Below are 25,298 nucleotides of genomic sequence, written 5' to 3' on the forward strand. Positions count from 1 at the left end.
GCCGGGGGTGGGTCAGCGCAGCCTGCCCGCGCCCGCGCCGCCGTCGACGATCCACGGGACCGCCTTCGGCGAGTGCACCTTGGTGCGCAGGGTGGGCGTCCAGCCCGCGCCGGACTGGAGGGTCTCGGCGGGGATCTCCGCGTTGTGCACGGCGATCAGGTCGACCCGCCTGCCGTTGACGTAGTTGTTCTCGGCGGTCAGCGGCGCCTCGCTCCACTTCTTCAGCGCCTTGCCCACGCTGACGCCCGGGGCCAGCGAGAACGCGTTGTCGGTGGCGTGCAGTCGTGACTCGTGGCCGATGCCGAAGACATAGCCGTAGGGCTGGTCCCTCGTCACGACGAAGTGGTTGTTGTACGAGTCCACCTGCCCGAACCTGACCCGCGGCGCCCGCTCCACGACGCCCTCGAAGCGGTTGTGGTGGAGCGTCACCTTCAGCTTGCCCGCGTCGGTGGCGCCCGCGCCGTCGCTGTTGCCGATCAGCATGGTCTTGTCGTGGTCCCGGAAGGAGTTCCAGGAGACGGTGACGTGGTTGGCGCCGCGCACGATGTCGAGCAGTCCGTCGTGCTGCTGGTAGGTCTTGCCGTAGTACGACGGCAGGGTGCTGTCGGGGTAGCGGCCGTCGGTGAGCGTGTTGTGGTCGATCCAGACGTGGGTGGAGCCGTAGACCACCACGCCGTCGTACTCGGAGTTCCAGGCGCCGGTCTTGTTGTCGTCCGTGGGGTCCCACTGCGGGAAGCAGTCGATCGGGGCCTCGATGGTGAGGTTGCGGACGATGACGTTGTCCACGCCCCTGATCTGCAGGCTGCCGCCGAGGATCGCGGCGTCCCGGCCGACCCCCACGATGGTGGTGTTGGCCGGGACGTCGACCTTGATGGCCCGGTTCTGGTTGGCGGCGGACGCGGCGCGCAGGTCCTCCTGCGTCCCGGTGACGGGGGTGTCGTGGCCCCAGACGGCGGGGTCGTAGTCGGCGAGGTACTGGTCGAAGTCGTACCCCTCGGCCGCGAACGCCTCGCATCCCTGCGACACGGCGTCGATGGTCCCCTTCACCTTGATGATCCGGGGTGCCGTCCCTCCCGCCTCCAGCGCGGCCCGGAACTCCTCCCAGGTGGTCACCGTGTGGACGCGCTCGGCGGCGGCCCCACCGGTCGTGCCGGTCCCCTCGGCGGCCCAGCCGTCATGCGCGCCGAGCACCTGACGGCCGAGGTCCCCGCCGCCACCGGCCTGCGCGGCGGTACCGGTCAGGGACAGGACGAGGGCGGTACAGCCGACCAGTGCGGCGGCTCTGGCATGCCCATGCCATTTCTTACGTTCCATTGTGCGGCTCTCCTTCTCACGTTGGGGGTCTTGCGCGGCGGCCTCCGGCCGGGTGATCCACGCCTCGGGGATCTCCTCCTCCAGCCGCCGTACATCGCGCGGCGCGAGCACCCGCGTGCGCAGCGGCTCCCGCGCCACCAGCCGCGCCACGGCGATGGCACCCGGCGGATGGAAGTGCGTGGTGTCCTGCTCGGTGGCCGTCCAGTCGAACTACTTCTTCGTCTCCTCAGGCCCCGGCTCCTGCCACAGCGGGAGCGCCTGCACGTCGAGCAGCGCCACACCCTCCCGCCCGGCCAGCACCCGCATCGCCGCCGGGTACTCCCCGTGGCCCGGCCGCGGGGCGCGCCCGGCCGGGGGCGGCCCGCAGCCCGAGAACCACAGACCGCCCCACGACGAAACCCGGCGGAATCAACCAGTCTGCTGCTTCCACTCGGCCTGCGCCTCATTCAGCTGCTCCGCCAGCAGGTCGCAGAAGTCCTCCGCGCTCATCTTCCCGAGCAGCACCTTCTGGAAGTTCGGCTCGTTGTCCGCCTTGGAGATCGTGTTCCAGTCAGGCAGGTAGTACGGCAACTGCACGATCGTCGTCGACCCGTCCGACAACGCGTCCGCCGCCAGCTTCGTCGGCTCCGCCTCGGAAACCCACGGGTCCTTCGCCGCGTCGAGATTCGCGGGCACCTGCCCGGCCGACTGGTTGAACTTGGAGTTCGACTCGTGCGACGTGGCGAACTCGATGAACTTCCACGCGGCGTCCTTGTTCTTGGAACTCTTGAACAGACCCAGCCCGTCCACCGGGTTGGACACCTGGACCCGCTTGCCGCCGGGCCCGGCGGGCTGCGGAATGCCGCGGAACTTGTCGGCGCCGAAGGCCTTCACATGGTCCTGGTAGGAGCCCAGGTTGTGGTTGAGCATGCCGATGGTGCCGGAGTCCCACTGCGCGACCATCTTGGTGAAGTCGTTGTTGAGGTCGGCGGCGGGGGTGACCTTCTTGAACAGGGCGGCGTACTTCTCCAGCGCCGCGACGTTCTTCGGGTCGTTGAGGGTGGTCTTCTCACCGCTCGCGTCCCAGAAGGAGGTGATGCCGGACTGGCCGTACATCGCGTCCAGCGCCTGGGCGATGGACCCGGCGCCACCGCGGATGGTGTAGCCGAACTCGTTGTCGTCCGCGTTGGTGAGCTTCTCCGCGGCCTCGTAGAACGCGTCCCAGGTGGCCGGTTCCTCGAGCCCGGCCTTCTTGAAGAGGTCGGTGCGGTAGTACAGGACGCCGTTGTTGGCGGAGGTCGGGATGGAGTACAGGCGCTCGGAGTCACCGGCGGCCTTCAGCGACTCGACCATGTCCTCGTTGAGCCTGCCGTTGAGCGAGGACCCGGCGAGCCGGTTCTCCAGCGGTTCGAGGGCCTGCTGCGCGGCGAACCCGGCGAGCATCGCCGCGCCGACCCCGCCGACGTCGGGCAGGCTGCCGCCCTGGATGGCGGTGTCGACCTTGGACTGGTACTCGGTGGAGGCGATGCCGACGTACTCGACGTCGATGTCCGGGTTCGCCTTCTCGAAGTCGGCGATGATCTCCTTCCAGATGTCGGTGCGGACACCGCCGTTGTTGTCCCAGAAGACGATCTTCCCGGTGCCACTGCCCTCGGCGCCCTTGTCGCCGCCCGAGCCGCTGCCGTCGTCACCGCAGGCGGTGGCGGTCAGCGCGAGGACGGCGGTCAGGGCGACGGCGGCGGACAGCCGCTGCCTGCCGGTGCTGCTTCTGTGGTTGCTGATCTTCATTGGTCGGCTCTCTTCTTTGGGATCCAACGGAGATGTGGAGGGAAAACAGGGAAGTCAAGCGAGATCGGAGGAGACTCAGTGCGGCTGCGGCCCAGCGAACCGCTTCACCGACGCGGGCACGGCCACCGACGGGTCCAGCCGGTAGTCGTGGAAGTCCCGCGGGTCGAAGGCGGGGCCCCCGGCCAGGGCGGCGAACCCGTGCGGCCGGTCGGCGAACCGGTCCGGGCCGGGCGGCGCGGCGTCGGCCTGCCCGACCGCGCCCAGGGCGAGCGCGGCGACCAGGCCCACGACCGCGGCCAGGGTTCTGCCCGCTCCTGGCAAGCGCTTGCTACGGAGGTGCGTCATTGCGGCTCCCAACAGGCGTGTCCATGGGGTGGGTTACGGACGTGGGGCTTCCGGCGCGCCGATCCTGAACCGGCCGAACGTGCCCGCTCCGGCATGCCCCGCCCCCTCCGGCGCCAGGGCGAACAGACCGAGCAGCGCGCCGACCCAGCGCCAGGGCGTGGCCGCGAACACCGGTCCGGAGGGGCGCGGGCCGTCCCCGGTGTCGTAGAAGAACCGGCAGCGGGCCCCGGCGCCGATCTCGACGCGCAGCCGCGCCCGGCCCTCGGGGGCGAGCCGCGCGTGGTCGGCGTCCCGCTCCCGCTCGGCGACGGATTCCGCGAACCGGTGCACCAGGTGGACCGTCCCGTCGGTCCCGCGCTGGAGCCCGATCCACGCGAACGCGTCCCCGAGCACCGCGAGACCGGCCCGTGCGCCGGGTTCCTCGCTGTCAAGCCGCAGGTCCACCTCGACCACGCTCGGCAGGCCCGGCAGCCGCTGGGTCAGGACGTTCGGCAGGGTGCGCAGGTCGTGCGCGGTGGCCGAGCGTACGCAGGTCAGCCGGAGACCGTCGCCGGTGTGCTCGGTGGCCCAGCCGTCCTCGGGGTTGGCCGTCCACTGCCACTGGCGGCCGTGGCGTCCGCCGGGGAAGTCGTCGTCGGTGGCGGGCGCGGCGGGCGGCTGCGGCGGCAGGTCCGGGAGGCGGTGTCGGGCGACGGGGGCGCCCTTGTCCCCCAGCACCGGCCAGCCGTCCGGGCCCCAGCGCATCGGCTGGAGGTGGACGACCCTGCCGTACGCGCCGCGCTGCTGGAAGTGCAGGAACCAGTCCTCGCCGGACCCGGTGCGCACCCAGCCGCCCTGGTGGGGGCCGTTGACGTCGGTGTCCTGCTGCTCCAGGACGATCCTCTCCTCGTACGGACCGAAGAACCCGCGCGAGCGGAAGGCGCCCTGCCAGCCGGTCTCCACTCCCCCGGCGGGGGCGAGGATCCAGAACCAGCCGTCGTGCCGGTAGAGCTTGGGGCCCTCGAGGGTGAACCAGCCGGGGATGCGGTCCCCGTCGACGATCAGCTTGCCCTCGTCGAGGAGGGTGGTGCCGTCGGGGTGCATGCGGTGGCCGGTGAGGCGGTTCTTGACGCCCGACCGGGACTTCGCCCAGGCGTGCACGAGGTACGCCTCGCCCGTCTCGTCGTCCCACAGCGGGCAGGGGTCGATCAGGCCCTTGCCCGGCTTCAGCAGGTGCGGCCGGGTCCAGGGGCCGCGGATCTCGGGGGCGTTGACCTGGAAGACGCCCTGGTCGGGGTCGCCCCAGAAGATCCAGAAGCGGTCGTCGTGGTGGCGCAGGGAGGGCGCCCAGACGCCGCGGTCGTGGCGCGGGACGCGGAACTCCTCGGCGGGTTCCAGACGGTCCAGGGCGTGCCCGACCAGGGTCCAGTTGACCAGGTCGCGGGAGTGCAGCAGCGGCAGTCCGGGGGCGCGGCCGAAGCTGGAGGCAGTGAGGTAGAAGTCGTCGCCGACGCGGATGACGTCCGGGTCGGACCAGTCGGCGTTGAGGACGGGGTTGGTGTAGGTCCCCGCGGTCACTGGGCCACCGCCTTGCGGACCAGGGCCGCGGCCTCGCCCCGGTCGAGGCGGCCGTCGGCGACGACCGTGACGACACGGCGTACGAGGGTGTCGCCGGGCGGGAGCGGGACGCGCTCGGTGTGCGCGAGGGAGGAGCCCACGCCGGGGTACTCGGCGGTGCGCACGAACCAGGGGTCGCGGCGGGTGGCGTCGGTGGCCCCGGCGAACACCAGCGTCCAGGTGGTTCCGGCCAGCGCCAGCCAGTCGGCGGGCTGACCGTGCACGGCCCGCTCGCCCTCGGCGCCGGGCGTGAAGACGTCGGGTGCCGCGTTCTCCTTGCGGGCGCGCCAGAAGAAGCCGCCGTAGGCCGCGCCGGGGCGGCCGTTGGTGGCGGGGCTGCCGAAGGACAGGGGGGTGGAGGTGGGGTTGGTGAGGGCGAAGGTGAAGTCCAGCGCCCAGGCGGTGGCGGTGAGTTCGGTGGCGGCGACCGTGCGGCGCTCGCGCAGCAGCTCGGTGCCCGCCGCCATCCAGCGCAGCTCCTGCACGAAGCCGTCGGGGTCGCGCAGCTGGTAGGCGACGTGCCGCTGGCTGCCGTGATTGGCCAGCTCGGTGGGGCCCTGGTCGCGGACGTAGGTGCGTCCGCCCCAGAAGTTGTGCCCCTCGACGTCGGGAACGGCGACACCGACGCCGAGGTGGTGGAGGTGGTCGGCGGGGCTCAGCTCGGTGACCGCCGTGCCGGAGAGGGTGGTGACGGGGTGCAGGTAGGGGCGCGGGGAGAGCCGCTCGGGCAGTTCGGGCCGGGTGACGTAGCGGCCGACGGGGCGGCCCGCGACGCGCAGCACCGGGGAGTCCTGGCCGGTCATCGGGTGCTCACCTCTTTCCGCGGGGCGTGCGGCTGGTACGGCGCCCAGTCGGCGCCCAGTTCGGAGTACAGGGAGAGGGTGTCGGCGGCTGCGGCCACCAGCGCGTCGACGCCGGGCACCACCCGGCGCCGCTCGGCGGGCAGCGACCGCCAGGCGGTGGGCGGCAGCGGGGCCGGGTCGGGGGCGCCGCGGACCGCCTCGACGACCCGCATGAAGGCGCCGGTAGCCGCCGGGGGGACGAGCAGGTCGGCGCCCGTGGTGAGGTGGGCGACGAGGTTCTCCAGCAGGTCGGTGCGGCCGTACTCGTACTCCCGCGGGCCGTGGTCGGCGCGCTGGAGCAGGACGCGGTCCTGCTTGTACCAGAAGGTGATCCGGCCGCGGCTGCCGTGCACGAGGACGTACGGCTCGCCGGGGTGCTCGGCGCACAGGGTGGCGGCGACGGTGACGGGGCGGCCGTCGGCGGTGGTGACGCGGACGCAGGAGGTGTCGTCGGCCTCGATGGCGTTGGCGTGCCACAGCTCGGTCTCGACGGCGGTGACGTCCTCGGCCCGGGTGGCGCCGCCGAGCGCGAGGCCGGTGGCGACGGCGTGGGCGAGCGGGTTGGTGAGCGCCCCGTCGATCACGTCGGCGCCGTTCAGCCGCCGCCGCCCGGCCCAGGGGGCACGCCGGAAGTAGGCCTCGTCGCGGGCCCAGGCCCCGGCGCCGCCGACGCCCCGCACCTCGCCGATGGCGCCCTCGGCGATCAGCTCACGGATCGCGGGCAGGGCGTGCGAGCCCAGCGACTGGAACCCGATCTGACAGGCGACGCCCGCCTCCGCGACCCCGTCGGCCATCCGGCGGAACTCCGCGTACGACGGCGCCGGGGGCTTCTCGAGGAGCAGGTGGACGCCGTTGCGGGCGGCGGTCAGCGCGAGGTCGGTGTGGGTGGGGATCGGGGTGCAGACGACGGCGGCGCGGGCGCCGGTCGACTGCAGCAGGGCGCCGAAGTCGGCCGACTGGGCGGGGAGTTCACCGCCGTACTCCGCCTCGGTGAGCGGGGTCAGCTCGCAGATGCCCACCAGGCGTACCAGGCCCCGGTCCGCAAGGCGGCGGATGTTCTCGACGTGCCAGCGGCCGTGGCCGCGGGCACCCGCGAGGACGACGGGGACGGGCGGGGGTGTCGTCATCCCTTCACCGCCCCCGCGCTGAAGCCGGTGATCAGCCACTTCTGGATGAAGGCGAAGACGAGGACCACCGGTACGGCGGCGATGATGCCGCCCGCCGCGAGGGCGCCGAGGTCGACGCTGTCCGAACTCATCAGGGTGTTCAGGCCGACCGGGATGGTCTGCTTGTCCTGGTTGTTGAGGAACATCAGGGCGAACAGGAAGTGGTTCCAGGAGTGCACGAAGGCGAAGGAGCCGACGGCGATCAGGCCCGGCCGCAGCAGCGGCAGCACGATCGCGCGGAAGGCGGTGAAGCGGTTGCAGCCGTCGACCCAGGCCGCCTCCTCCAGGGAGTACGGCACGTTCTTGATGAAGTTGCTGATCAGGATCATCGACAGCGGCAGTTGGAACACCGTCTCGGCGATGATCACACTGCCGAGCGAGTTGATCATCTGGAGTTCCGCGAAGATCTCGAACAGCGGGACCAGCAGCAGCGCGCCCGGCACGAACTGCGAGCAGAGCAGGGCCAGCATGAACGCCCGCTTGATCCGGAAGTCGAACCGGGCGAGCGCGTAGCCGCCCGCGAGGGCGACGACGGTGGTCGTGAGCAGCGTGGCGATGCCGACGTAGACGCTGTTCTCGAAGTAGGTGCCGAAGCTGCGTTCGGTCCACACCTTCTCGAAGTGGTCGAAGGTGATCGGCCAGGGCACCAGCGAGGTGGAGCCCGCCGGGCGCAGCGCGAACAGCAGCATCCAGTAGAAGGGGATGAGCGTGAAGAGGAGATAGATCGACAGGGGCAGGTAGATCTGCCAGCGCGGGGCCTCGTCCCAGGCGCGCTTGCCCTTCACCGGGCGCTGCGGCTGAGGAGCGGCGCGCCGGGGCGCGGGCAGCGCGACGGCGGCTTCCTTGGTGGCGCTCACTTGTTCTCACCTCCGAACTTGCTCAGCCGCAGATAGACGATCGAGCAGAAGAGCAGGATCACGAACGCGACCGTGGTCAGGGCGGACGCGTAGCCGAAGTTGTGGGCGTCGACGCTGGTGTTGGCGATGTAGAGCGGCAGGGTGGTGGTCTCCCCGGCCGGTCCGCCGCCGGTGAGGGTGTAGAGCAGGTCGACGTTGTTGAACTCCCAGACCGCGCGCAGCAGCGTGGACAGCACGATGGCGTCCTTCAGGTGCGGGAGGGTGATGTGCCAGAACTGCTTGATGCGGCTGGCGCCGTCGACCTCGGCGGCCTCGTACAGGTCCTTCGACACGGACTGGAGGTCGGCGAGGATGAGGATGGCGAAGAAGGGCACCCCGCGCCAGAGGTCGGCGACGATCGCCGCCGGGAACACGGTGGAGGTGTCCGACAGCCAACTGGTGCCGTAGGAGCCGATGCCCATGTCCGCGAGGTAGCGGGTGATACCGGTCTGGGAGTTGTAGAGCAGCACCCAGATCGCGGAGGTGAGCACGCCGGAGACGGCCCACGGGGAGAACACCAGGGCGCGGCCGAGGCCCCGGCCGACGAAGGTCTGGTTGACGATCAGGGCCAGCGCGAGTCCGAAGAGGAGCTGGAGTCCGACCTCCACGACGACCCACTGGGCGCTGAAGACCAGCGTGTCCCAGAAGACGGGGTCCTCGGTGAAGGCGTGGACGAAGTTGTCGAAGCCCGCGAAGCCGTTCCGCCAGGGCTTGGTGGGGTTGTAGTCCTGGAGGCTGTAGTAGAAGACGCTGAGCACCGGGTAGGCGATGAAGCCCAGCATCAGCAGGGCCGCCGGAGCGATCAGGAGGTACGGCAGCCTCCGCGGTGTGGCGGAGCCACGGCGCCGCCTCGGTGGCGCGGGCGGTTTCGCCACGGCTGCGGCTTGGGCCATGACTTTCTCCGTTCTTGGGGGAAGCGCTTTCTCGAAGTGCGCGGTGCGTTCTTGGCCGTACGGGGCGGGCAGGGCAACCGTCGGCCCGGGTACGGGGCGTCAGCCCGCGTACGGGTCCGGCACGTGGCCCGGGCGGGCCAGGAACTCGAAGTCGCAGCCGGTGTCGGCCTGCGTGATCTGGTCGTTGTAGAGGGCGCCGTAGCCCCGCTCGTAGCGGGCGGGCGGCGGTGTCCAGGCGGCGCGGCGGCGCTCCAGCTCCGCGTCGTCCACGTGGAGGTGCAGGGTGCGGGCGTCGACGTCGAGGGTGATCGTGTCACCGGTGCGCACCAGGGCGAGCGGTCCGCCGATGTACGACTCCGGCGCCACGTGCAGCACGCACGCGCCGTAACTGGTGCCGCTCATCCGGGCGTCGGAGATCCGCACCATGTCCCGTACGCCCTGCCTGAGCAGGTGGTCGGGGATCGGCAGCATGCCGTACTCGGGCATGCCGGGGCCGCCCTTGGGTCCGGCGTTGCGCAGCACCAGCACGCTGTCGGCGGTGATGCCCAGCTCCGGGTCGTTGATGGTGCGCTGCATCGTCCGGTAGTCGTCGAAGACGACCGCGGGGCCGGTGTGCTTGAGCAGGTGCGGCTCGGCGGCGATGTGCTTGATGACGGCGCCGTCCGGGCAGAGGTTGCCGCGCAGGACGGCGACCCCGCCCTCGGCTGCGACCGGGTTGTCCCGGGGGCGGATGACGTCGTCGTCGTGGACCGCCGCGCCCGCGAGCTGCTCGCGCAGGGTGTCGTGGGAGACCGTGGGCCGCTCCAGGTGCAGCAGGTCGGTGATGCGGGAGAGGAAGCCGGGCAGGCCGCCCGCGAAGTGGAAGTCCTCCATCAGGTACCTCTGTCCGCCGGGGCGGACGTTGGCGAGGACGGGGACCGTGCGGGCGACGCGGTCGAAGTCGTCCAGGGTGAGCCGGACGCCCGCGCGTCCGGCCATGGCGATGAGGTGGATGACGGCGTTGGTGGAGCCGCCCAGGCCGAGGACCGTGGTGACGGCGTCCTCGAAGGCCTCACGGGTGAGGATGTCGGAGAGGGTGCGCCCCTTGTGGACCTGCTCGACGATCCGCATGCCCGCCGCGGCGGCCATCCGGTCGTGCCCCGAGTCCACGGCCGGGATGCTGGAGGCGCCCGGCACGGTCACGCCCAGCGCCTCCGCGGCGGCGGTCAGCGTGGACGCCGTCCCCATGGTCATGCAGTGCCCGGGTGAGCGCGCGAGGCCGCTCTCCAGCTCGGCCATCTCGCAGTCGCCGATCAGCCCGGCGCGCTTGTCGTCCCAGTACTTCCACATGTCGGTGCCGGAGCCGAGGGTCTCGCCGCGCCAGTGGCCCGGCAGCATCGGCCCGGCGGGCACGAACACGGTCGGCAGGTCGGCGCTCGCGGCGCCCATCAGCAGCGCGGGCGTCGACTTGTCGCAGCCGCCCATCAGCACCGCCCCGTCGACGGGGTAGGACCGCAGCAGCTCCTCCGTCTCCAGGGCGAGGAGGTTGCGGTAGAGCATCGGGGTCGGCTTCTGGAAGGTCTCGCTGAGGGTGGCGACCGGGAACTCCAGCGGGAACCCGCCCGCCTGCCACACCCCGCGCTTGACGGCCTGCGCCCGGTCCCTCAGGTGGACGTGGCAGGGGTTGATGTCGGACCAGGTGTTGAGGATCGCGATGACGGGCTTGCCGAGGTGCTCCTCGGGCAGGTAGCCGAGCTGGCGGGTGCGGGCCCGGTGGCTGAAGGAACGCAGGCCGTCGGTGCCGTACCACTGGTGGCTGCGGAGTTCCTCAGGCGCCTTCATATCGACCACCCCGAGGCGATGGCGGCGACCTCGGCGCGCTCGTCGTCGGGCAGCGGCTTGCTCGGCGGGCGGACCTCGCGGCGGCACAGACCGAGCGAGGCGAGCGCCTCCTTGACGACGGTGACGTTGTTGGCGGAGCCGTGGGCGGCGCGCAGCTCCTCGAAGCGGCGGATCTGCTCCCACACCTTCATGGCGGCCGGGTAGTCGCCGGACCGCAGCGCCTCGATCATGTTCCGCGAGACGGCCGGGGCGACGTTCACCAGGCCGGAGGTGAAGCCGGTGGCGCCCGCGGAGAAGTACGAGGGCGCGTACGGCTCGGCGAGCCCGGCCACCCAGACGAACCGGTCCAGACCGGCGTCGCGGGCGAACGCGGCGAAGCGGGCGGCGTCCGGGACTGCGTACTTCACCCCGATCACGTTCGGGCAGTGGTCGGCGAGTTCGGCGAGCCGGGCACCGGCCAGCTGGGCGTTGCGGATGTACGGCACCACGCCCAGCTCGGGCACGGCCTCGGCGATGGCGCGGTGGTAGTCGACCCAGCCGGACTGGGAGACGTACGGGTGGACGGGCTGGTGCACCATCACCATCGCCGCGCCCAGCTCACGGGCGTGCCGGGCGGAGGCGACGGCGGTGGGCACGTCGTGGCCGACGCCGACCAGGATCACCGCGCGGTCCCCGGCCTCCTCGACGGTCAGCTCGGTGACCAGGCGGCGCTCCTCGGGGGTGAGGGCGTAGAACTCGCCGGTGTTGCCGTTGGGGGTGAGGGTGGTGATGCCGCCGTCGAGCAGGCGGCGCAGCAGGGCGCGGTGGGTGTCCTGGTCGACGGAGCCGTCCTCGGCGAACGGGGTCACCGGGATGGCCACCACCTCGGCCAGGGCCGCCCGCTGGGTCTCGAACGTCGTGGTCATGCCTGACCGTCCTCTCCCTGGGCCCCGGTCCCCGCGTCGGGAAAGGCCTTCAGCACGAACGACTCGATGTGGGCGTGCAGGGCGCGGGCCGCGCCGTCGGCGTCGCCCTCCGCGGCGAGCCGCAGGATCTCGCGGTGCTCATGGGCCTCCCGCTCCCAGGACGGGTCGGCGGCCCAGGCGACGGCGGAGACGAGGGCGGCCTGGTCGCGGACCTCGTCGAGCATCCGGCCGAGCAGCGGGTTGCCGCAGGAGACGTACAGGGCGCGGTGGAACTCCCGGTTGGCGAGGGAGCGTTCGGCGGTGTCGGTGGCCCCGTCGGCGCGGGTGAGCGCCTCGCGGGCGGCGTCCAGGGAGGCCTTGCGGCGCACGGTGCGGCGGAGCGCCTCGGGCTCCAGCAGCAGCCGGACGTCGTACACCTCGCGCGCCATGTCCGCGTCCACCATGCGCACCGTGACGCCCTTGTACTGGCTCATCACGACCAGTCCGGTGCCGGCCAGGGTCTTGAGCGCCTCGCGCACCGGGGTCTTGGAGACCCCGAACTGTGCGGCGAGTTCGGTCTCGACCAGGGCCTGACCTGGCGTCAGCTGTCCGGTGAGGATGCGGTGTTTGATCCCCTCCAGCACAAACTGCGTGCGGGAGGGGATCGGCGTGGGCACAGAGGTCATGCGCGCCTCTCGGATCTCGCGTCTCGAAGGGAGATCGCGTATCGGATCTCGCGTATCGCGTCTCATATATGACGTACGACGTACGACGCGTTGAAGGTAAGAGCGCCTCTGTGTTTCGTCAATGCTTCTGACAAAGGAAGGTGGGATTGCCTGGTCAGGCGGGGTCACCCAGTGGGTCGTTCAGGGCCGCCACCCCGGATCCCGCCCGCTGAGCCCCACGACCCGGTCCAGCAGCGGGGCATCCGACGGCACGTCGACGGGCGGGCCGAAGAGGCCGGGTACGGGCTCCGGTTCGGCGGCCGTCGCGAGGACGAAGGCGTGGGCGGATTCGAGGGCGGCCGGGTCGGGGGCGTAGGACTGGCCGGTGGCGCGGGCCAGGTCCCAGCCGTGGATGACCAGTTCGTCGGCGGCGACGGCGAGGGCGACCGGGGCGGGCAGCGTCACCCCGCCCGCGCGGGTCTCGCCGGTCAGCGCGGCGGGGTCGCGCCAGGCCTCGGCGAGTTCGGCGAGCACCCTGGGCAGTTCCTCGCGCCAGCCCGGTCCGATGTCCGGCACGGCCGAGTCCGGGCTGGTGTCGGTCGTGGGTCCGAAGTCCTTGCGCCCGGCGTCCCGGAAGGCCACCGCGAGCCCCGCGAGGTGCCCCAGCAGATTCCGTACCGCGTACCGCGGGCACGGTGTCGGGCCGGTGAGCCGGTCGTCGCCGACCCCGGCCACGAGATCCGCGACGATCTTGGTCTGCGGGCCGAGGTCGAGGGGGGCTTGGTCGTTCATGGGGTTCCTCCGGGTGTCGTGATCTCTGTCGGGATTACGGCTGTCGTGGTCCAGCTCATGAGGAAGACCGACGCGACGCGCGGAACTCATCGGCCGGACCACCGGCCGATAGGGCATCCGCCCGATCCCGGCCCGCCCCCCTTAGCCCCACGATGACCAGGCATGACGACGACATGGACGGCTCTGCGCGTGCTGCGCGACCGCACCGCGGGCCGGTGTCTGGCCGGGGTACTGGTCTCCGGCTTCGGCACCTCCGCGCTGTGGCTGGCGGCGGGCGTGTGGGTGAAGGACCTGACCGGCTCGAACGGGCTGGCCGCGCTCACCCTGCTGGCGATGTGGGCACCGGTCCTGCTGGGCCCGCTCCTCGGGACCCTCGCCGACCGCTTCCCCCGCACATCCCTGCTGGTCGGCACGAACCTGCTGCTGGCCGCGCTGCTGCCGACCCTCCTCACCGTCGACTCGGCGGGCGAGGTGTGGCGGGTCCACGCGGTGCTGTTTGTCTACGGCGCCGCGGGCGTCGTCCAGGACGCGGCCGAGTCGGCGCTCGTCACCACCACCCTGGACCCGGCGCTGCTCGGCCACTTCAACGGGCTGCGGATGGCGGTGAACGAGGGCATGAAGCTGGTCGCTCCGCTGGCGGGCGCGGGCCTGTACGCGGCGCACGGCGGTGCGGCCGTGGTGCTGCTGGACACGGCGACGTTCGTGCTGGCCACAATCCTGTACGCCGGGCTGCGGGCGGACGGGCCCCGGTCCGCGCCGCCGACGCCGGGGTGGTGGGCGCGCACCGCCGAGGGCGCCCGCCATCTGTGGGGGCACCGGCTGCTGCGGCCCCTGGTCCTGGCGGGCGGTACGACGATGCTGTGCGCCGGGGTCAACGGCGCGCTGGTGTACGCGGTCGTCGACGGCCTGGGGCACCCGCCCGCGTACGCCGGTGTGCTCGCCGCCGTCCAGGGCGCCGGGTCGGTGCTGGTGGGCCTGGTCTCGGGCAGCGCCCTGCGGTGGCTGGGCGAGCGCCGGTTCGCGGCCTCGGGCATGGCGCTGACCGGCGTCGCGGTGGCGCTGCGGGCGGTGCCGTCCGACCCGGTGGCACTGGTGGCCAGCGCGGCGCTCGGGGCGGGCCTGCCCGGTGTGCTGATCGCCGCGTTCACCGCCGTGCAGCGGCTGACGCCGGACGCGCTGCGGGGGCGCGCGGCGGCCACGGCGAGCACGCTGGTGTTCGTGCCGAACGTGCTCGGGCTGGCGGCGGGAGCGGCCCTGGTCGAGCCGCTGCCCTACGGGCCCCTGCTGGCGCTGTTGGGGCTGGCGCAGGTGCTGTCCGCGCTGCGGCTGCGGCTCAGCGCCACCCGCGGGACCACCGGGGCGGCGTCCGACGCCGGTGCGGCGTGACAGTTCAGCTACCGCTCAGGGCCGCCGGATCGCCGTCCGACGCCGGTGTGGTGGGAGAACGGTTCACCTGCCGCTCAGTGCCTCCCGTACCGCCATCAGGTCACCGTCCGACGCCAGTCCCGCGTGGTACAGGCGCAGTTCGGTCGCCCCGAGGTCCCGCGCGCGTGAGGCGTCGGCCGCCAGGGTCTCGGGGTGGCCGCCCATGCCGGAGACGACGGTGAGGTTGGCGGCGAGGACGGCGCCGTCCCGGTGCTGGTCGGCGAACGGGGTCAGCAGGCCCGCGCCGCCGGTACAGGGCACGACCACGCCGTCCGCGACGGACAGGATGTGCGCCGGGTCGACGCCCGCGTTGGCGCCGCAGTGGTAGGAGACCGGGTCGGCGTGCAGCAGGACCTGGAAGCCCTCCGGCGCGGCGGCGCGGACCGCCGCGACCGCCTCTTCCTGGAGGCCGCGGGCGGTGGCGTCACGCCACGCGCGCGTGGCGGTCGCCTGCGGCTCGCCGAGGAGCTTCTCCACCCCCGCCCAGCCTCCGTCGGAGGGCGCCCCCCGCCACACGGGCTCCAGCGCGGCGCGTACGGCGGCGGCCAGTTCGTCGGCGTCCAGGCCCTGAGCGCCGTATCCCGCGCGGCAGTCCGGGCAGAAGCACAGGGACATCAGGTACTGCCCGGCGTCCCCGAGGCCGACCCCGCCGGTCTTGTCGTGGGCGTGCAGATGGGCCAGGCCGTACCAGCCGAGCGACTCCAGTTCGGTGCCGTGCGCGCCGGGCCGCACCGCCGCCTCCGCCGCCAGGTCGGTCAGGTACGCGCGCGTGGCGGGCTGTGCGACGCACGGCGCCCACGGGTAGCGGTCGCCGTAGGCGTTGACGACCGAGGTGTGCGGATGCTCGGCGCCCAGGCGGGAGTTGTGCGCGAGGACGACCCAGGTGTGCGTCTCCAGGCCCGCGTCCGCGAGCGCGGCGGCGGCCTCGCCGTAGGCGTCGCCGGGCGCCCAGGCCCCGGCCGGGTACGGGCGCAGCTCGCGGCCCCGCCAGCGGGCGTCGTCCACGGGGTAGTGCACGGCGGCGTGTTCGGCGGTGACGACGCGGTGGCGGGGGTGGCGGGGGGTGAGGGCGCGCGTGGAGTGGTAGGCGGCGGCCAGGGTCACCTGTGTCACGCCGAGCGCGGCGATCCGCGCGGGTGCCTCCGGGTCACCGTTGACGTCCCACGGGTAGACGAACGCCGATGCCTTCACTTGGCTCCCTCCAGCAGCGCGTAACCGCGCTCGATCACCTGCGCGAGCTGCTTGACGTGGTCGTCGCCCGGTTCGTGCAGCGGTGGCCGCACCTCGCCGACGTCCAGTCCGCGCAGCCGTACCGCCGCCTTGACCAGGGCGACGGCGTAGCCGCGCCCCTGGGCGCGCAGTTCGACGAACGGACGGTAGAACCCGTCCAGCAGCCGGTCAACCGTGGCGCGGTCGCCCGTCTCCAGCGCCCGGTGGAAGGCGAGGGCGATCTCCGGGGCGAAGCAGAACACGGCCGAGGAGTAGAGCGGCACGCCGATGGCGCGGTAGGCGAGCTGGGTCTGCTCGGCGGTCGGCAGCCCGTTGAAGTAGAGGAAGTCGCCGGGCCCCTCGGTGCGTACGGCGCTGACGGTCCGCTGCATGAGGTCGAGGTCGCCGAGCCCGTCCTTGAGCCCGATGATCCCGTCCGTGCGGGCGAGTTCGACGACGGTGCGCGGGGTGAACACGGCGTTGTCGCGCTGGTAGACGACGACGGGCAGCGCGGTCGCGGCGGCGACCTCGCGGTAGTGCCGCAGCAGCCCCTGCTGTCCGGCGACGACGAGGTACGGCGGCATGGCGAGCAGCCCGTCCGCCCCGGCCGCCGCCGCGAGCCGCGCGTACCGCACCGCGAGGGCGGTGCCGTACCCGGCGCCCGCCAGGACCGGCACCCGCCCGCCGCTCTCCTCCACGGCCGCCCGCACGCACGTCTCGAACTCCTCGGGCGTCAGCGCGTGGAACTCCCCGGTGCCGCAGCAGGCGAAGACGGCGGCGGCCCCGGCCGCCACACCCTGGCGTACGTGCGCGCGGTAGGCGTCGAGGCCGACGGCGCCGTCCGGGCCGAAGGCGGTGACGGGGAAGAACAGCGGCCCGCTGGGGATACTGAGCCGGGCGGCGAGGTCGGCAGGCGTCACAGGCTCTCCCTAGAACAGGGTGGCTACAGGGGGACGTACAGGTTTCTGATCGAAGTTTATGTTTATGAACGGACACCGCGCCACCCTTGACGAGCCACGACCCCGCCCCACACCTTGTCCACGCATGTGAATCCGGGATATGAATACGGCTGACCGTCCAGGAAACCGAGGAGACCGAGGATGCCCGCACCCCGCACCGTTCTGCTCACCGGCGCCGCCGGCGGACTCGGCACCCTGATGCGGGACCTGCTCCCCGAGCACGGCTACCGGCTGCGCCTGCTGGACCTGCGCCCCATCGACGGCGAGCCCGACGCGATCACCGCGGACCTCGCCGACCGGGCGGCCCTGCGCGAGGCCGTGCGCGGCGTCGACGCGATCGTCCATCTCGCGGGCATCTCCCTGGAAGCCTCCTTCGACAAGATCCTCAAGGCGAACATCGAGGGCACCTACCACCTCTACGAGGCCGCCCGTGAGGAGGGCGTCGGCCGGATCGTCTTCGCCTCCTCCAACCACGCGGTGGGCTACACCCCCCGCCCGCGGGGCGACGACCCGCTGATCCCCGTGGACACCCCGCACCGCCCGGACACCTTCTACGGGCTGTCCAAGTCCTTCGGCGAGGACCTCGCCCAGTTCTACTGGGACAAGTACGGCCTGGAGACCGTCTCGGTGCGCATCGGGTCCTGCTTCCCGGAGCCGACCAGCGTGCGGATGCTCTCGGTGTGGATGAGCCCCGCCGACGGCGCCCGCCTCTTCCACGCCGCCCTGACCGCCGAGGACGTCGGCCACACCGTGGTCTACGGCTCCTCCGCCAACACCCGGCTGTGGTGGGACCTGTCCTCCGCGCGGGCGCTCGGTTACGACCCGCGGGACGACTCCGAGCCGTACGCCGGGAAGCTCATCGCCGAGCAGGGCGAGCTGGACCCGGCCGACCCGGCGCACGCCCGCCTCGGCGGCCACTTCGTCACCGAGCCGCCGATCTGGCCGTACTGAGCACGCGTACCGATCCGGCCCGCACGGCCGGAACCGGACGTTCGCGCGAGCGGGCGGGCACCGAACGGGCCCGCCCGCTCACACATTCGGGCATCCACCGTGCCCGATCCCACCTCACCCGTCACACCCGCGCAGGTCCGCGACGGACTCCGAGCCAGCCAAACGGGCACAACCGGGCAGCATCGGATCCGTAACAGGCCTGTTCAGCCAGGAATCCCCGCTGTAGAACTTCCCCCATGACCTCCTCGGGGCCCGAACGGGCAGCTCCGGCGGCCGAGGGGCCGGGAACCACAGCACAGCAGGGAAGCGGGTGTCGACGATGACGACGGCGAAGGCGGCGAGGAGCGCCGAGGAGCGCCAGCGCGAGATCGTGCGCATGGCGCGCGCCACCGGCGCTGTCGACGTCACCGCACTCGCCGACGACCTCGGCGTGGCCAGGGAGACGGTACGCCGAGACCTGCGCGTCCTGGAGGACCACGGCCTGCTCCGCCGCACCCACGGTGGCGCCTACCCCGTGGAGAGCGCCGGTTTCGAGACCACGCTCGCCTTCCGCGCCACCAGCCATGTCCCCGAGAAGCGCCGGATCGCGTCCGCCGCGGCCGAGTTGCTCGGGGACGCCGAGACGGTCTTCGTCGACGAGGGCTTCACCCCGCAGCTCGTCGCCGAGGCGCTGCCCCGGGACCGGCCGCTGACCGTGGTCACCGCGTCCCTGCCGGTCGCTGGCGCGCTCGCCGAGGCCGAGCAGATGTCGGTGCTGCTGCTCGGCGGCCGGGTCCGCTCGGGCACGCTGGCGACCGTCGACCACTGGACGACGAAGATGCTCGCCGGTTTCGTCATCGACCTGGCCTTCATCGGCGCCAACGGCATCTCGCGCGAGCACGGCCTCACCACCCCCGACCCGGCCGTCAGCGAGGTCAAGTCGCAGGCCATCCGGTCCGCCCGGCGCGTGGTGTTCACGGGCGTCCACACCAAGTTCGGGGCGGTCAGCTTCTGCCGGTTCGCCGACATCGGCGTCCTGGAGACGATCGTCACCAGCACCCTGCTCCCCGCGGCCGAGGCCCACCGCTACTCCCTGCTGGGCCCCCAGGTCATCCGCGTCTGACGCACCCTCAGTTCCGCAGCCAGCTCCAGAGCCCACGACAACCCGCCCCTCCAGAGGACTTACGCACCCCTCGTCCGTCCCCTTTGTCACTATTCGTCCAGGAGAACCGCATGCGAACCCAGAGCCGACGGGCACCACGCACCCTCTTCGCCGTGGCCGCCATAGGGACGCTGATCACTCCGCTCGCCGCCTGCTCCGGCGCGGGCGGCTCCGGATCCTCCGAAGGCAACGCCATCAACGTCCTGATGGTGAACAACCCGCAGATGGTCGAGTTGCAGAAGCTCACCGCCGACCACTTCACCAAGGACACCGGCATCAAGGTGAACTTCACCGTGCTCCCGGAGAACGACGTCCGCGACAAGATCAGCCAGGACTTCGCCAACCAGGCGGGCCAGTACGACGTCGCCACCCTCAGCAACTACGAGATCCCGATCTACGCCAAGAACGGCTGGCTGCACTCCCTGGACTCCTACGTCGAGAGCGACACCGCCTTCGACCAGGCCGACATCCTCCCCCCGATGACCCAGGCCCTCACCGCCGAGGACGGCAAGCTCTACGGCGAGCCCTTCTACGGCGAGTCCTCCTTCCTGATGTACCGCAAGGACGTGCTGGAGAAGGCGGGCCTGACGATGCCCGAGAAGCCCACCTGGAAGGAGGTCGCCGAGATCGCCGCCGAGGTGGACGGCGCCGAGTCCGGTATGAAGGGCATCTGCCTGCGCGGACTGCCCGGCTGGGGCGAGGTCATGGCCCCGCTGACCACGGTCGTCAACACCTTCGGCGGCACCTGGTTCGACGAGAACTGGCAGGCGCAGCTCGACTCCAAGGAGTTCAAGGAGGCCACCGAGTTCTACGTCGACCTGGTCCGTGAGCACGGCGAGTCCGGCGCCGCCCAGGCGGGCTACGCCGAGTGCCTGAACAACATGACCCAGGGCAAGACGGCCATGTGGTACGACGCCACCGCGGGCGCCGGTTCCCTGGAGGCCAAGGGCTCCCCGGTGAAGGGCAAGATCGGCTACGTGCCCGCGCCGGTCGAGAAGACCGACAGCTCCGGCTGGCTCTACACCTGGGCCTGGGGCATCCAGAAGTCCTCCGGCAACGCCGAGGACGCCTGGAAGTTCATCTCCTGGGCCTCCGGCAAGGAGTACGAGAAGCTCGTCGGCGAGGAGATCGGCTGGTCCAACGTCCCGGCGGGCAAGCGCGCCTCGACGTACGACATCCCGCAGTACCGCAAGGAGGCGGGCGCCTTCGCCGACGTCACCCGGGACGCCATCGCGAACGCCAAGCCGGAGGACCCGGGCGTGCAGCCCCGCCCCGCGCCCGGCATCCAGTTCGTCGGCATCCCCGAGTTCACCGACCTGGGCACCAAGGTCTCCCAGGAGATCAGCTCCGCCATCGCCGGTCGCCAGTCCGTGGACAGCGCGCTGAAGAAGTCGCAGTCCCTCGCCGAGTCCGTCGGCAAGAAGTACGAGGGATCATGACCGTCACGACTCCCCCCACCCGGGTCGCCGCCGCCCCCGCGCGGCCGGCGGCCCGGCGGCCGAACCGGATGCGCGCCTGGGCGACCCGGGCGCCCCTGCTGCCCGCGCTGATCTTCATGGTCGTCGTGACGCAACTGCCCTTCGTGGCCACGCTGGTCATCTCGTTCTTCGACTGGAACGCGCTCTACCCCGACGACCGCCAGTTCGCCGGACTCTCCAACTACTCCGAGGTCCTCAGCACCCCGGAGCTGCGCAAGTCGGTCTGGACGACGATCCTGCTGACGGCCACGGTCGTCCTGGTCAGCCTGGTACTGGGCCTGCTCCTGGCCCTGCTCCTCGACCGCCGCTTCCGCGGCCGGGCCGCCGTGCGCACCATGCTCATCGCGCCCTTCCTGCTGGTGCCGATCGCGTCGGCGCTGCTGTGGAAGCACGTGCTGTTCAACCCGGAGTACGGCCTCTTCAACGGCGTCCTGAACTGGATCGGCGGCGAGGGCGCGGCCCAGCCGGACTGGATCTCCGAGATGCCGCTGATGGCGGTGGAGGCCTCGCTGATCTGGCAGTGGACGCCGTTCATGATGCTGATCCTGCTCGCCGGACTGCAGAGCCGGGACTCCCAGCTCGTCGAGGCGGCCCGGATGGACGGCGCCAGCGACTGGCAGGTCTTCGTCCACATCACGCTGCCGCACCTGCGCCGCTACCTGGAACTCGGCATCCTGCTGGGCTCGATCTACATCGTGCAGAACTTCGACGCGGTGTTCACCATCACCTCCGGCGGCCTCGGCACCGCCAACCTCCCCTACACGATCTACCAGACCTTCTACCAGGCGCACGAGAACGGCCTCGCCTCCGCGGCGGGCGTGATCGTCGTCATCGGCTCGATCATCCTGGCGACCTTCGCGCTGCGCGTGGTGTCGTCGCTGTTCCGTGAGGAGGTGTCCCGCTGATGGCCGCCACCACCGCGACCCCGGTCGGCCCCCGCGGCGGTCGGCTCAAGGGCGCCGCCCTGGGCGTCACCGCATGGCTGGCCGGACTGCTGTTCGTCGCGCCCATCCTCTGGATGGCCCTGACGTCCTTCCACTCCGAGGCCGACGCGGCGACCAACCCGCCGTCGCTCGCCGCCTCCCTCACCCTGGACAGCTACCGCGAGTTCTTCGGCGTGAACGGCGGCGCGAGCCCCTGGCCCGCGCTGATCAACTCCATGACGGCATCGCTGGTCTCCACACTGCTCACCCTCCTCCTTGCCCTGCCCGCGGCCTACGCCCTCTCCATCCGCCCGGTCAAGCGCTGGACGGACGTCCTGTTCTTCTTCCTCTCCACCAAGATGCTGCCGCTGGTGGCGGGCCTGCTGCCGATCTACCTCTTCGCGAAGAACACCGGCCTGCTCGACAACATCTGGGCGCTGGTCATCCTCTACACGGCGATGAACCTGCCGATCGCGGTGTGGATGATGCAGTCCTTCCTCTCCGAGGTCCCGGTCGCCATCATCGAGGCGGCCCAGATCGACGGCGCGAAACTCCCGACGATCCTCGGCCGCGTGGTCGCCCCCATCGCCCTCCCCGGCATCGCGGCGACGGCCCTCATCTGCTTCATCTTCTCCTGGAACGAACTCCTCTTCGCCCGGGTCCTCACCGGCGTGGTGGCCGAGACGGCCCCCGTCTTCCTCACCGGCTTCATCACCAGCCAGGGCCTGTTCCTGGCCAAGGTGTGCGCCGCGTCGCTCGTCATCTCCCTGCCGGTGCTCGCCGCGGGGTTCGCCGCCCAGGACAAACTGGTCCAGGGCCTGTCGTTGGGAGCCGTCAAATGAAGGCCGCCGTCATCGAGTCCGTGGGCCGCGCCGTCGTCGCCGAGGTCCCGGACCCGACGCCGGGCCCGCGCGAGGTCGTGGTGGAGGTCGCCGCGTGCGGCCTGTGCGGCACCGACCTGCACATCCTCCAGGGCGAGTTCGCACCCAAGCTGCCGATCGTGCCGGGGCACGAGTTCGCCGGTGCGGTGGTCGGCGTCGGCACCCAGGTCACGGAACTGTCGATCGGCGACCGCGTGGCCGTCGACCCCTCCCTCTACTGCTACGAGTGCCGCTACTGCCGCACCGGCCACAACAACATGTGCGAACGCTGGGCGGCGATCGGCGTGACGACGGCGGGCGGCGCCGCCCAGTACGCGGTCGCCCCGGTCGCGAACTGCGTCAAACTCCCGGACCACGTCCGCACCGAGGACGCGGCCCTGGTCGAACCCCTCTCCTGCGCGGTACGCGGCTACGACGTCCTCCAGTCCCGCATGGGCGCCCACGTCCTGATCTACGGCTCCGGCACGATGGGCCTGATGATGCTGGAGCTGGCCAAGCGCACGGGCGCCGCGAGCGTGGACATCGTGGACGTCAACCCGTCCCGCCTGGAGACGGCCCGCAGCCTGGGCGTCTCGGCCTCCGCCGCGACCCCGGACGAACTGGACCGCCCCCAGGGCTGGGACCTGGTCATCGACGCGACGGGCAACGCGGCGGCCATCCAGGACGGCCTGGACCGCGTGGCCAAGGCGGGCACGTTCCTCCAGTTCGGCGTCGCCGACTACGCGACCCGGGTCCAGATCGACCCCTACCGCATCTACAACCAGGAGATCACCATCACCGGCTCCATGGCCGTCCTGCACAGCTTCGAACGCGCGGCGGAACTCTTCGCGGGCGGCGTCCTGGACCCGTCGGTCTTCATCAGCGACCGCATCCCGCTGGACCGGTACCCGGAGGCGCTGGACCAGTTCAAGGCGGGGGTGGGTCGGAAGATCGTGGTGGTGCCGTAGGTAAGAACGGTGCCCTCAACTGACCTCGCACAGTTGGGGGCGCTCGGACTGCCCCGGACAGCGGCTCAGCATCCGCAACCGACGCCGCCGTCCGGCTTCCGCCTCGTACCGCGCCATACGTCCCTTCACGCGTCACCGGCGGACGGGTAGCCCAGCGATTGAGCGACGAGGTCGATTTCCCTGTAGGGGTTGCCCTCCGCAGGACTCACACGCCAATACGTCTCGACCATGGCTTTGTACTGCCGGTGATCGGGATTCATGCCCGTGTGTCTCAGCGCCCAGAGTTCAACGGGCGCAGGGTCGTTGTCCGACGCCGGGGCCTCCGCACCGCATGCCATGCACAGGGCGGAGTAGATGCCCTGCGGGCTGCCCTCGGCGGTCTCCGGTCCCAGCGACCATTCCGCCGCCTTGATGACTGAGCGGGTCACAGTTCCCCCCTGCTCCGCTTGTTCACGGCGGCGAGTTTGACACTCAGCGTGTCCGAATCCTGGGCCTTCTCGGTCACCGGCTCGACGTCATCGAGCGGCACGGGCCATTCCCGCCCTCCGCGCTCCGGGCGCAGATAGGCAGTCGTGCCGATGACGTCGACGAGAATGCCGATTCTCCCGTCCGGGCCGCTCACACGCTTGCCGATCAGAGGGTGGTGTCCGGGCTTGCTCATGAGGCACTCCCCCAGGCCACCGCTGCCCGAGCGCTCCTGGGCTCCTCGCTCAGTGCTGCGACGTAGGGCCGGACCAGGGCGTCTGTCTGTTCCCGGGCATCGTCCGCTTCCCAGCCGCCGGGCGGGAACCATTCGGCGTGCTCCTGCGGGGGCGCGGGTTGCCGATGCCTGCGGGTGCTGCGTGTGATCACCAGGCGGGCACCCGAGACCACCGGGGTGAGGGGCCTGGGCGGCGCGGAAGGCGCAACTGGGGTGCGCGGCCCCAACAGGAAGGCTCTCATCCATTCGAGTGCACGTGATAGGAACTGCATGTCAGCGCTCCTTCGAAGCGTTGGCCATGCCCCCGGGCCGGTCGCACGGTCGCGGGGGTCTCTTCGTCTCCCACGCTTCCGAATTGCCGATTCCCTGCCTAGCGGCCTCATGTAGGCCTGTTGTAGGCCAGACTTGAGACATGCGCGGTGAGACGGCGGCCCACATCATCCGACGCCTACGGCAGGCCAGAGGATGGAGTCAGGCACGGCTGGCGGCGGAGGCATGCCGCGCTGCGGGTTTATCGCCCGACTCCCTTACGCGGCAGGACATCTACCGGTACGAGAAAGGCAAACGCACTCCGCGCGAATGGTTGCCGTTTATTGCTGCCGCTCTGGGCGTGCCTGTGCCCGAGCTGGAACAAGCAGCCGCTGCGGGCTCCCCGGAAAGCGCCCCCGTCACGGTCGCTGATTTTTTGCCGGACGACGACCCGTTGGCGCCGCTGAAAGCTCGACAAGGGCGCCGTATCGGGGCAGGCGATGTGGCTGACCTAGCGGGACGTGTTCACGGTCTGCGCCTCGCCGATGACGTCCTGGCCGGAGGCGACCTCATTGGGCCCGCACTGCGGGAATTACGCTCAGCAGTGAAGCTCTACCGGGAGGGAACGCACACTGAGGAAGTCGGGCGCTCACTGCTCTCCCAGATTGGCGAGCTGGCACAGATCGCAGGCTGGATCGCGTCTGACGCCGGACGCCATGAGGAAGCCGAACGCATTTACAAGCTGGGCATGAGTGCGGCGCAGCAAGCGGGAGACAGGACGCTGGTCGGCAACCTCGCGGGATCGCTCGCCTATCAATACAGCAACACGGGACTGGAAAGAGAAGGGCTGTTGCTTGCCCGGGCAGCGCTCGACCAGGCAGGCGAGGACGCGCCCCCGAAGGCGCGAGCGCTCTACCTCGACCGCGTGGCCTGGGCTCACACCAAAGCCCATGAGGCGCAGCCTGCCATGCGCGCCTTGGGCGAGGCGTCAGAAGCGCTGACCGAGGACAGCGAGGGGTACGAGTCCCCGCAGTACCTCTATTGGGTCGAGGCGGGAGAATTGCAGGTGATGGAATCCCGCGTCTACACGGAGCTGAAACGCCCCCTGCGCGCTGTTCCCTGCCTCCGGCAAGTCCTCGCCCGATACGACGCCACGCACACGCGGGAACTGGCGCTGTACCTGTCCTGGCTCGCCGTGGCATTGGCTGACGCCAACGAACCCGAGGAAGCGGCGGCAACGGCACAACGGGTCATCACGCTCTCCGCGGACGTGGCAAGCGAGCGCACCGCCGAGCGGGTCAAGGTGGTCCTGCGAAGCCTTATGGGGTTTCGGGACATCCCGGAGGTTCGGGAAGTCCTGGAGGGCGCCGCCTAGGGGGCGTGCGCCTGTGGTACCCACCGTTCGCCCCGCCAGCCCTCTCCCCCGCCGTATGGTCCAGGTAAGGGAACGGTAA

At 71.4% G+C, this 25,298-nt stretch carries 24 protein-coding genes and 1 pseudogene; 8 read left to right on the plus strand and 17 right to left on the minus strand.

All coding sequences use genetic code 11. From position 1 onward, the window contains the following. Nucleotides 1-12 precede the first annotated feature (12 nt). The 13 genes and pseudogenes from ACFVQG_RS15430 to ACFVQG_RS15490 all read right to left on the minus strand — a co-directional run bounded on the left by ACFVQG_RS15430 (nt 13) and on the right by ACFVQG_RS15490 (nt 12,981). Nucleotides 13-1,314 (minus strand): polysaccharide lyase family 1 protein, encoded by a 1,302-nt coding sequence (locus tag ACFVQG_RS15430; RefSeq protein WP_383383771.1) that lies wholly within the window; start codon nt 1,312-1,314, stop codon nt 13-15. A gap of 33 nt (nt 1,315-1,347) precedes the next feature. After that, a pseudogene (locus tag ACFVQG_RS15435) lies at nt 1,348-1,647 on the minus strand (rhamnogalacturonan acetylesterase); the annotation flags it as partial. Between the two features lie 75 nt (nt 1,648-1,722). Then, on the minus strand, nt 1,723-3,081 hold the full coding sequence (locus ACFVQG_RS15440) for an ABC transporter substrate-binding protein (protein ID WP_383382023.1): 1,359 nt from the start codon (nt 3,079-3,081) through the stop codon (nt 1,723-1,725). A 75-nt stretch (nt 3,082-3,156) separates the two neighbouring features. After that, nucleotides 3,157-3,426: a hypothetical protein gene (locus ACFVQG_RS15445; protein ID WP_383382026.1), complete on the minus strand. Its 270-nt coding sequence runs from the start codon at nt 3,424-3,426 to the stop codon at nt 3,157-3,159. Nucleotides 3,427-3,459: 33 nt separating this feature from the next. After that, the gene (locus ACFVQG_RS15450; RefSeq protein WP_383382029.1) at nt 3,460-4,983 is read right to left on the minus strand and encodes a family 43 glycosylhydrolase; all 1,524 of its coding nucleotides are present in this window, start codon (nt 4,981-4,983) and stop codon (nt 3,460-3,462) included. Beyond that, entirely contained in the window at nt 4,980-5,825 is an 846-nt protein-coding gene (locus ACFVQG_RS15455; protein ID WP_383382032.1) for a PmoA family protein, read from the minus strand. Before ACFVQG_RS15455 ends, ACFVQG_RS15450 begins: the two co-directional genes overlap by 4 nt. Beyond that, the gene (locus tag ACFVQG_RS15460) at nt 5,822-6,991 is read right to left on the minus strand and encodes a Gfo/Idh/MocA family protein (RefSeq protein ID WP_383382034.1); all 1,170 of its coding nucleotides are present in this window, start codon (nt 6,989-6,991) and stop codon (nt 5,822-5,824) included. Before ACFVQG_RS15460 ends, ACFVQG_RS15455 begins: the two co-directional genes overlap by 4 nt. Continuing rightward, nucleotides 6,988-7,887 carry a carbohydrate ABC transporter permease gene (locus ACFVQG_RS15465; protein WP_383382037.1) on the minus strand — a complete coding sequence of 300 codons (900 nt, stop codon included), beginning with the start codon at nt 7,885-7,887 and terminating at the stop codon, nt 6,988-6,990. Before ACFVQG_RS15465 ends, ACFVQG_RS15460 begins: the two co-directional genes overlap by 4 nt. Continuing rightward, a complete protein-coding gene (locus ACFVQG_RS15470) occupies nt 7,884-8,819 on the minus strand; it encodes a carbohydrate ABC transporter permease (protein ID WP_383382040.1) in 936 nt (311 codons plus the stop codon). Before ACFVQG_RS15470 ends, ACFVQG_RS15465 begins: the two co-directional genes overlap by 4 nt. Nucleotides 8,820-8,918: 99 nt before the next feature. Then, nucleotides 8,919-10,640 (minus strand): L-arabinonate dehydratase, encoded by a 1,722-nt coding sequence (gene araD, locus ACFVQG_RS15475; protein ID WP_383382043.1) that lies wholly within the window; start codon nt 10,638-10,640, stop codon nt 8,919-8,921. After that, entirely contained in the window at nt 10,637-11,545 is a 909-nt protein-coding gene (locus ACFVQG_RS15480) for a dihydrodipicolinate synthase family protein (RefSeq protein ID WP_383382046.1), read from the minus strand. Before ACFVQG_RS15480 ends, araD begins: the two co-directional genes overlap by 4 nt. Then, nucleotides 11,542-12,210, minus strand: a complete 669-nt coding sequence (locus tag ACFVQG_RS15485; RefSeq protein ID WP_383382049.1) for a GntR family transcriptional regulator — start codon at nt 12,208-12,210, stop codon at nt 11,542-11,544. Before ACFVQG_RS15485 ends, ACFVQG_RS15480 begins: the two co-directional genes overlap by 4 nt. 180 nt (nt 12,211-12,390) lie before the next feature. Then, nucleotides 12,391-12,981 (minus strand): TIGR03086 family metal-binding protein, encoded by a 591-nt coding sequence (locus tag ACFVQG_RS15490; RefSeq protein ID WP_383382052.1) that lies wholly within the window; start codon nt 12,979-12,981, stop codon nt 12,391-12,393. A 162-nt stretch (nt 12,982-13,143) separates the two neighbouring features. Here ACFVQG_RS15490 and ACFVQG_RS15495 point away from each other — a divergent pair, with 162 nt between their 5' ends. After that, complete coding sequence (locus tag ACFVQG_RS15495; RefSeq protein ID WP_383382057.1) at nt 13,144-14,367, plus strand: MFS transporter; 1,224 nt, start codon at nt 13,144-13,146, stop codon at nt 14,365-14,367. Between the two features lie 63 nt (nt 14,368-14,430). Here ACFVQG_RS15495 and ACFVQG_RS15500 read toward each other — a convergent pair whose 3' ends face one another. Together ACFVQG_RS15500 and ACFVQG_RS15505 are read right to left on the minus strand one after the other, a co-directional pair. Then, on the minus strand, nt 14,431-15,597 hold the full coding sequence (locus ACFVQG_RS15500; RefSeq protein ID WP_383382060.1) for a hypothetical protein: 1,167 nt from the start codon (nt 15,595-15,597) through the stop codon (nt 14,431-14,433). Then, a complete protein-coding gene (locus ACFVQG_RS15505) occupies nt 15,594-16,535 on the minus strand; it encodes a 5-dehydro-4-deoxyglucarate dehydratase (RefSeq protein WP_383382063.1) in 942 nt (313 codons plus the stop codon). The genes ACFVQG_RS15500 and ACFVQG_RS15505 overlap by 4 nt, the downstream gene beginning before the upstream one ends. A 180-nt stretch (nt 16,536-16,715) precedes the next feature. On the opposite strand from ACFVQG_RS15505, the gene ACFVQG_RS15510 reads away from it, so the two are divergent. The 6 genes from ACFVQG_RS15510 to ACFVQG_RS15535 all read left to right on the plus strand — a co-directional run bounded on the left by ACFVQG_RS15510 (nt 16,716) and on the right by ACFVQG_RS15535 (nt 22,895). Then, complete coding sequence (locus ACFVQG_RS15510) at nt 16,716-17,525, plus strand: NAD-dependent epimerase/dehydratase family protein (protein ID WP_383382067.1); 810 nt, start codon at nt 16,716-16,718, stop codon at nt 17,523-17,525. Nucleotides 17,526-17,844: 319 nt separating this feature from the next. Beyond that, nucleotides 17,845-18,627, plus strand: a complete 783-nt coding sequence (locus ACFVQG_RS15515; RefSeq protein WP_383382070.1) for a DeoR/GlpR family DNA-binding transcription regulator — start codon at nt 17,845-17,847, stop codon at nt 18,625-18,627. Between the two features lie 110 nt (nt 18,628-18,737). Then, a complete protein-coding gene (locus ACFVQG_RS15520; protein WP_383382073.1) occupies nt 18,738-20,105 on the plus strand; it encodes an ABC transporter substrate-binding protein in 1,368 nt (455 codons plus the stop codon). Then, nucleotides 20,102-21,049: a carbohydrate ABC transporter permease gene (locus ACFVQG_RS15525; protein WP_383382076.1), complete on the plus strand. Its 948-nt coding sequence runs from the start codon at nt 20,102-20,104 to the stop codon at nt 21,047-21,049. Before ACFVQG_RS15520 ends, ACFVQG_RS15525 begins: the two co-directional genes overlap by 4 nt. After that, entirely contained in the window at nt 21,049-21,909 is an 861-nt protein-coding gene (locus ACFVQG_RS15530; RefSeq protein ID WP_383382079.1) for a carbohydrate ABC transporter permease, read from the plus strand. The genes ACFVQG_RS15525 and ACFVQG_RS15530 overlap by 1 nt, the downstream gene beginning before the upstream one ends. Further along, complete coding sequence (locus ACFVQG_RS15535; RefSeq protein ID WP_383382081.1) at nt 21,906-22,895, plus strand: zinc-dependent alcohol dehydrogenase family protein; 990 nt, start codon at nt 21,906-21,908, stop codon at nt 22,893-22,895. Before ACFVQG_RS15530 ends, ACFVQG_RS15535 begins: the two co-directional genes overlap by 4 nt. A gap of 125 nt (nt 22,896-23,020) precedes the next feature. On the opposite strand, the gene ACFVQG_RS15540 is transcribed toward ACFVQG_RS15535, so the two are convergent. Then, nucleotides 23,021-23,323 (minus strand): hypothetical protein, encoded by a 303-nt coding sequence (locus tag ACFVQG_RS15540; RefSeq protein ID WP_383382084.1) that lies wholly within the window; start codon nt 23,321-23,323, stop codon nt 23,021-23,023. Continuing rightward, nucleotides 23,320-23,556 (minus strand): hypothetical protein, encoded by a 237-nt coding sequence (locus ACFVQG_RS15545; RefSeq protein WP_383382087.1) that lies wholly within the window; start codon nt 23,554-23,556, stop codon nt 23,320-23,322. The genes ACFVQG_RS15540 and ACFVQG_RS15545 overlap by 4 nt, the downstream gene beginning before the upstream one ends. A 451-nt stretch (nt 23,557-24,007) precedes the next feature. Between ACFVQG_RS15545 and ACFVQG_RS15550 the strand changes: the two genes are divergently transcribed. Next, nucleotides 24,008-25,219 (plus strand): helix-turn-helix domain-containing protein, encoded by a 1,212-nt coding sequence (locus tag ACFVQG_RS15550; protein WP_383382090.1) that lies wholly within the window; start codon nt 24,008-24,010, stop codon nt 25,217-25,219. Nucleotides 25,220-25,298: the final 79 nt, after the last annotated feature.

This window comes from Streptomyces sp. NPDC057877 (assembly GCF_042796855.1).
Taxonomy (GTDB): domain Bacteria; phylum Actinomycetota; class Actinomycetes; order Streptomycetales; family Streptomycetaceae; genus Streptomyces.

Excerpts from the sequence above, each read along its gene's own strand:
- ACFVQG_RS15470 (WP_383382040.1), bottom strand. The coding sequence starts at position 8,819 with ATGGCCCAAGCCGCAGCCGTGGCGAAACCGCCCGCGCCACCGAGGCGG.
- ACFVQG_RS15485 (WP_383382049.1), bottom strand. The coding sequence starts at position 12,210 with ATGACCTCTGTGCCCACGCCGATCCCCTCCCGCACGCAGTTTGTGCTG.
- ACFVQG_RS15440 (WP_383382023.1), bottom strand. The coding sequence starts at position 3,081 with ATGAAGATCAGCAACCACAGAAGCAGCACCGGCAGGCAGCGGCTGTCC.
- ACFVQG_RS15550 (WP_383382090.1), top strand. The coding sequence starts at position 24,008 with ATGCGCGGTGAGACGGCGGCCCACATCATCCGACGCCTACGGCAGGCC.
- ACFVQG_RS15520 (WP_383382073.1), top strand. The coding sequence starts at position 18,738 with ATGCGAACCCAGAGCCGACGGGCACCACGCACCCTCTTCGCCGTGGCC.
- ACFVQG_RS15525 (WP_383382076.1), top strand. The coding sequence starts at position 20,102 with ATGACCGTCACGACTCCCCCCACCCGGGTCGCCGCCGCCCCCGCGCGG.
- ACFVQG_RS15530 (WP_383382079.1), top strand. The coding sequence starts at position 21,049 with ATGGCCGCCACCACCGCGACCCCGGTCGGCCCCCGCGGCGGTCGGCTC.
- ACFVQG_RS15430 (WP_383383771.1), bottom strand. The coding sequence starts at position 1,314 with ATGGAACGTAAGAAATGGCATGGGCATGCCAGAGCCGCCGCACTGGTC.
- ACFVQG_RS15495 (WP_383382057.1), top strand. The coding sequence starts at position 13,144 with ATGACGACGACATGGACGGCTCTGCGCGTGCTGCGCGACCGCACCGCG.
- araD (WP_383382043.1), bottom strand. The coding sequence starts at position 10,640 with ATGAAGGCGCCTGAGGAACTCCGCAGCCACCAGTGGTACGGCACCGAC.
- ACFVQG_RS15480 (WP_383382046.1), bottom strand. The coding sequence starts at position 11,545 with ATGACCACGACGTTCGAGACCCAGCGGGCGGCCCTGGCCGAGGTGGTG.
- ACFVQG_RS15510 (WP_383382067.1), top strand. The coding sequence starts at position 16,716 with ATGCCCGCACCCCGCACCGTTCTGCTCACCGGCGCCGCCGGCGGACTC.
- ACFVQG_RS15490 (WP_383382052.1), bottom strand. The coding sequence starts at position 12,981 with ATGAACGACCAAGCCCCCCTCGACCTCGGCCCGCAGACCAAGATCGTC.
- ACFVQG_RS15455 (WP_383382032.1), bottom strand. The coding sequence starts at position 5,825 with ATGACCGGCCAGGACTCCCCGGTGCTGCGCGTCGCGGGCCGCCCCGTC.
- ACFVQG_RS15535 (WP_383382081.1), top strand. The coding sequence starts at position 21,906 with ATGAAGGCCGCCGTCATCGAGTCCGTGGGCCGCGCCGTCGTCGCCGAG.
- ACFVQG_RS15460 (WP_383382034.1), bottom strand. The coding sequence starts at position 6,991 with ATGACGACACCCCCGCCCGTCCCCGTCGTCCTCGCGGGTGCCCGCGGC.
- ACFVQG_RS15545 (WP_383382087.1), bottom strand. The coding sequence starts at position 23,556 with ATGAGCAAGCCCGGACACCACCCTCTGATCGGCAAGCGTGTGAGCGGC.
- ACFVQG_RS15445 (WP_383382026.1), bottom strand. The coding sequence starts at position 3,426 with ATGACGCACCTCCGTAGCAAGCGCTTGCCAGGAGCGGGCAGAACCCTG.
- ACFVQG_RS15515 (WP_383382070.1), top strand. The coding sequence starts at position 17,845 with ATGACGACGGCGAAGGCGGCGAGGAGCGCCGAGGAGCGCCAGCGCGAG.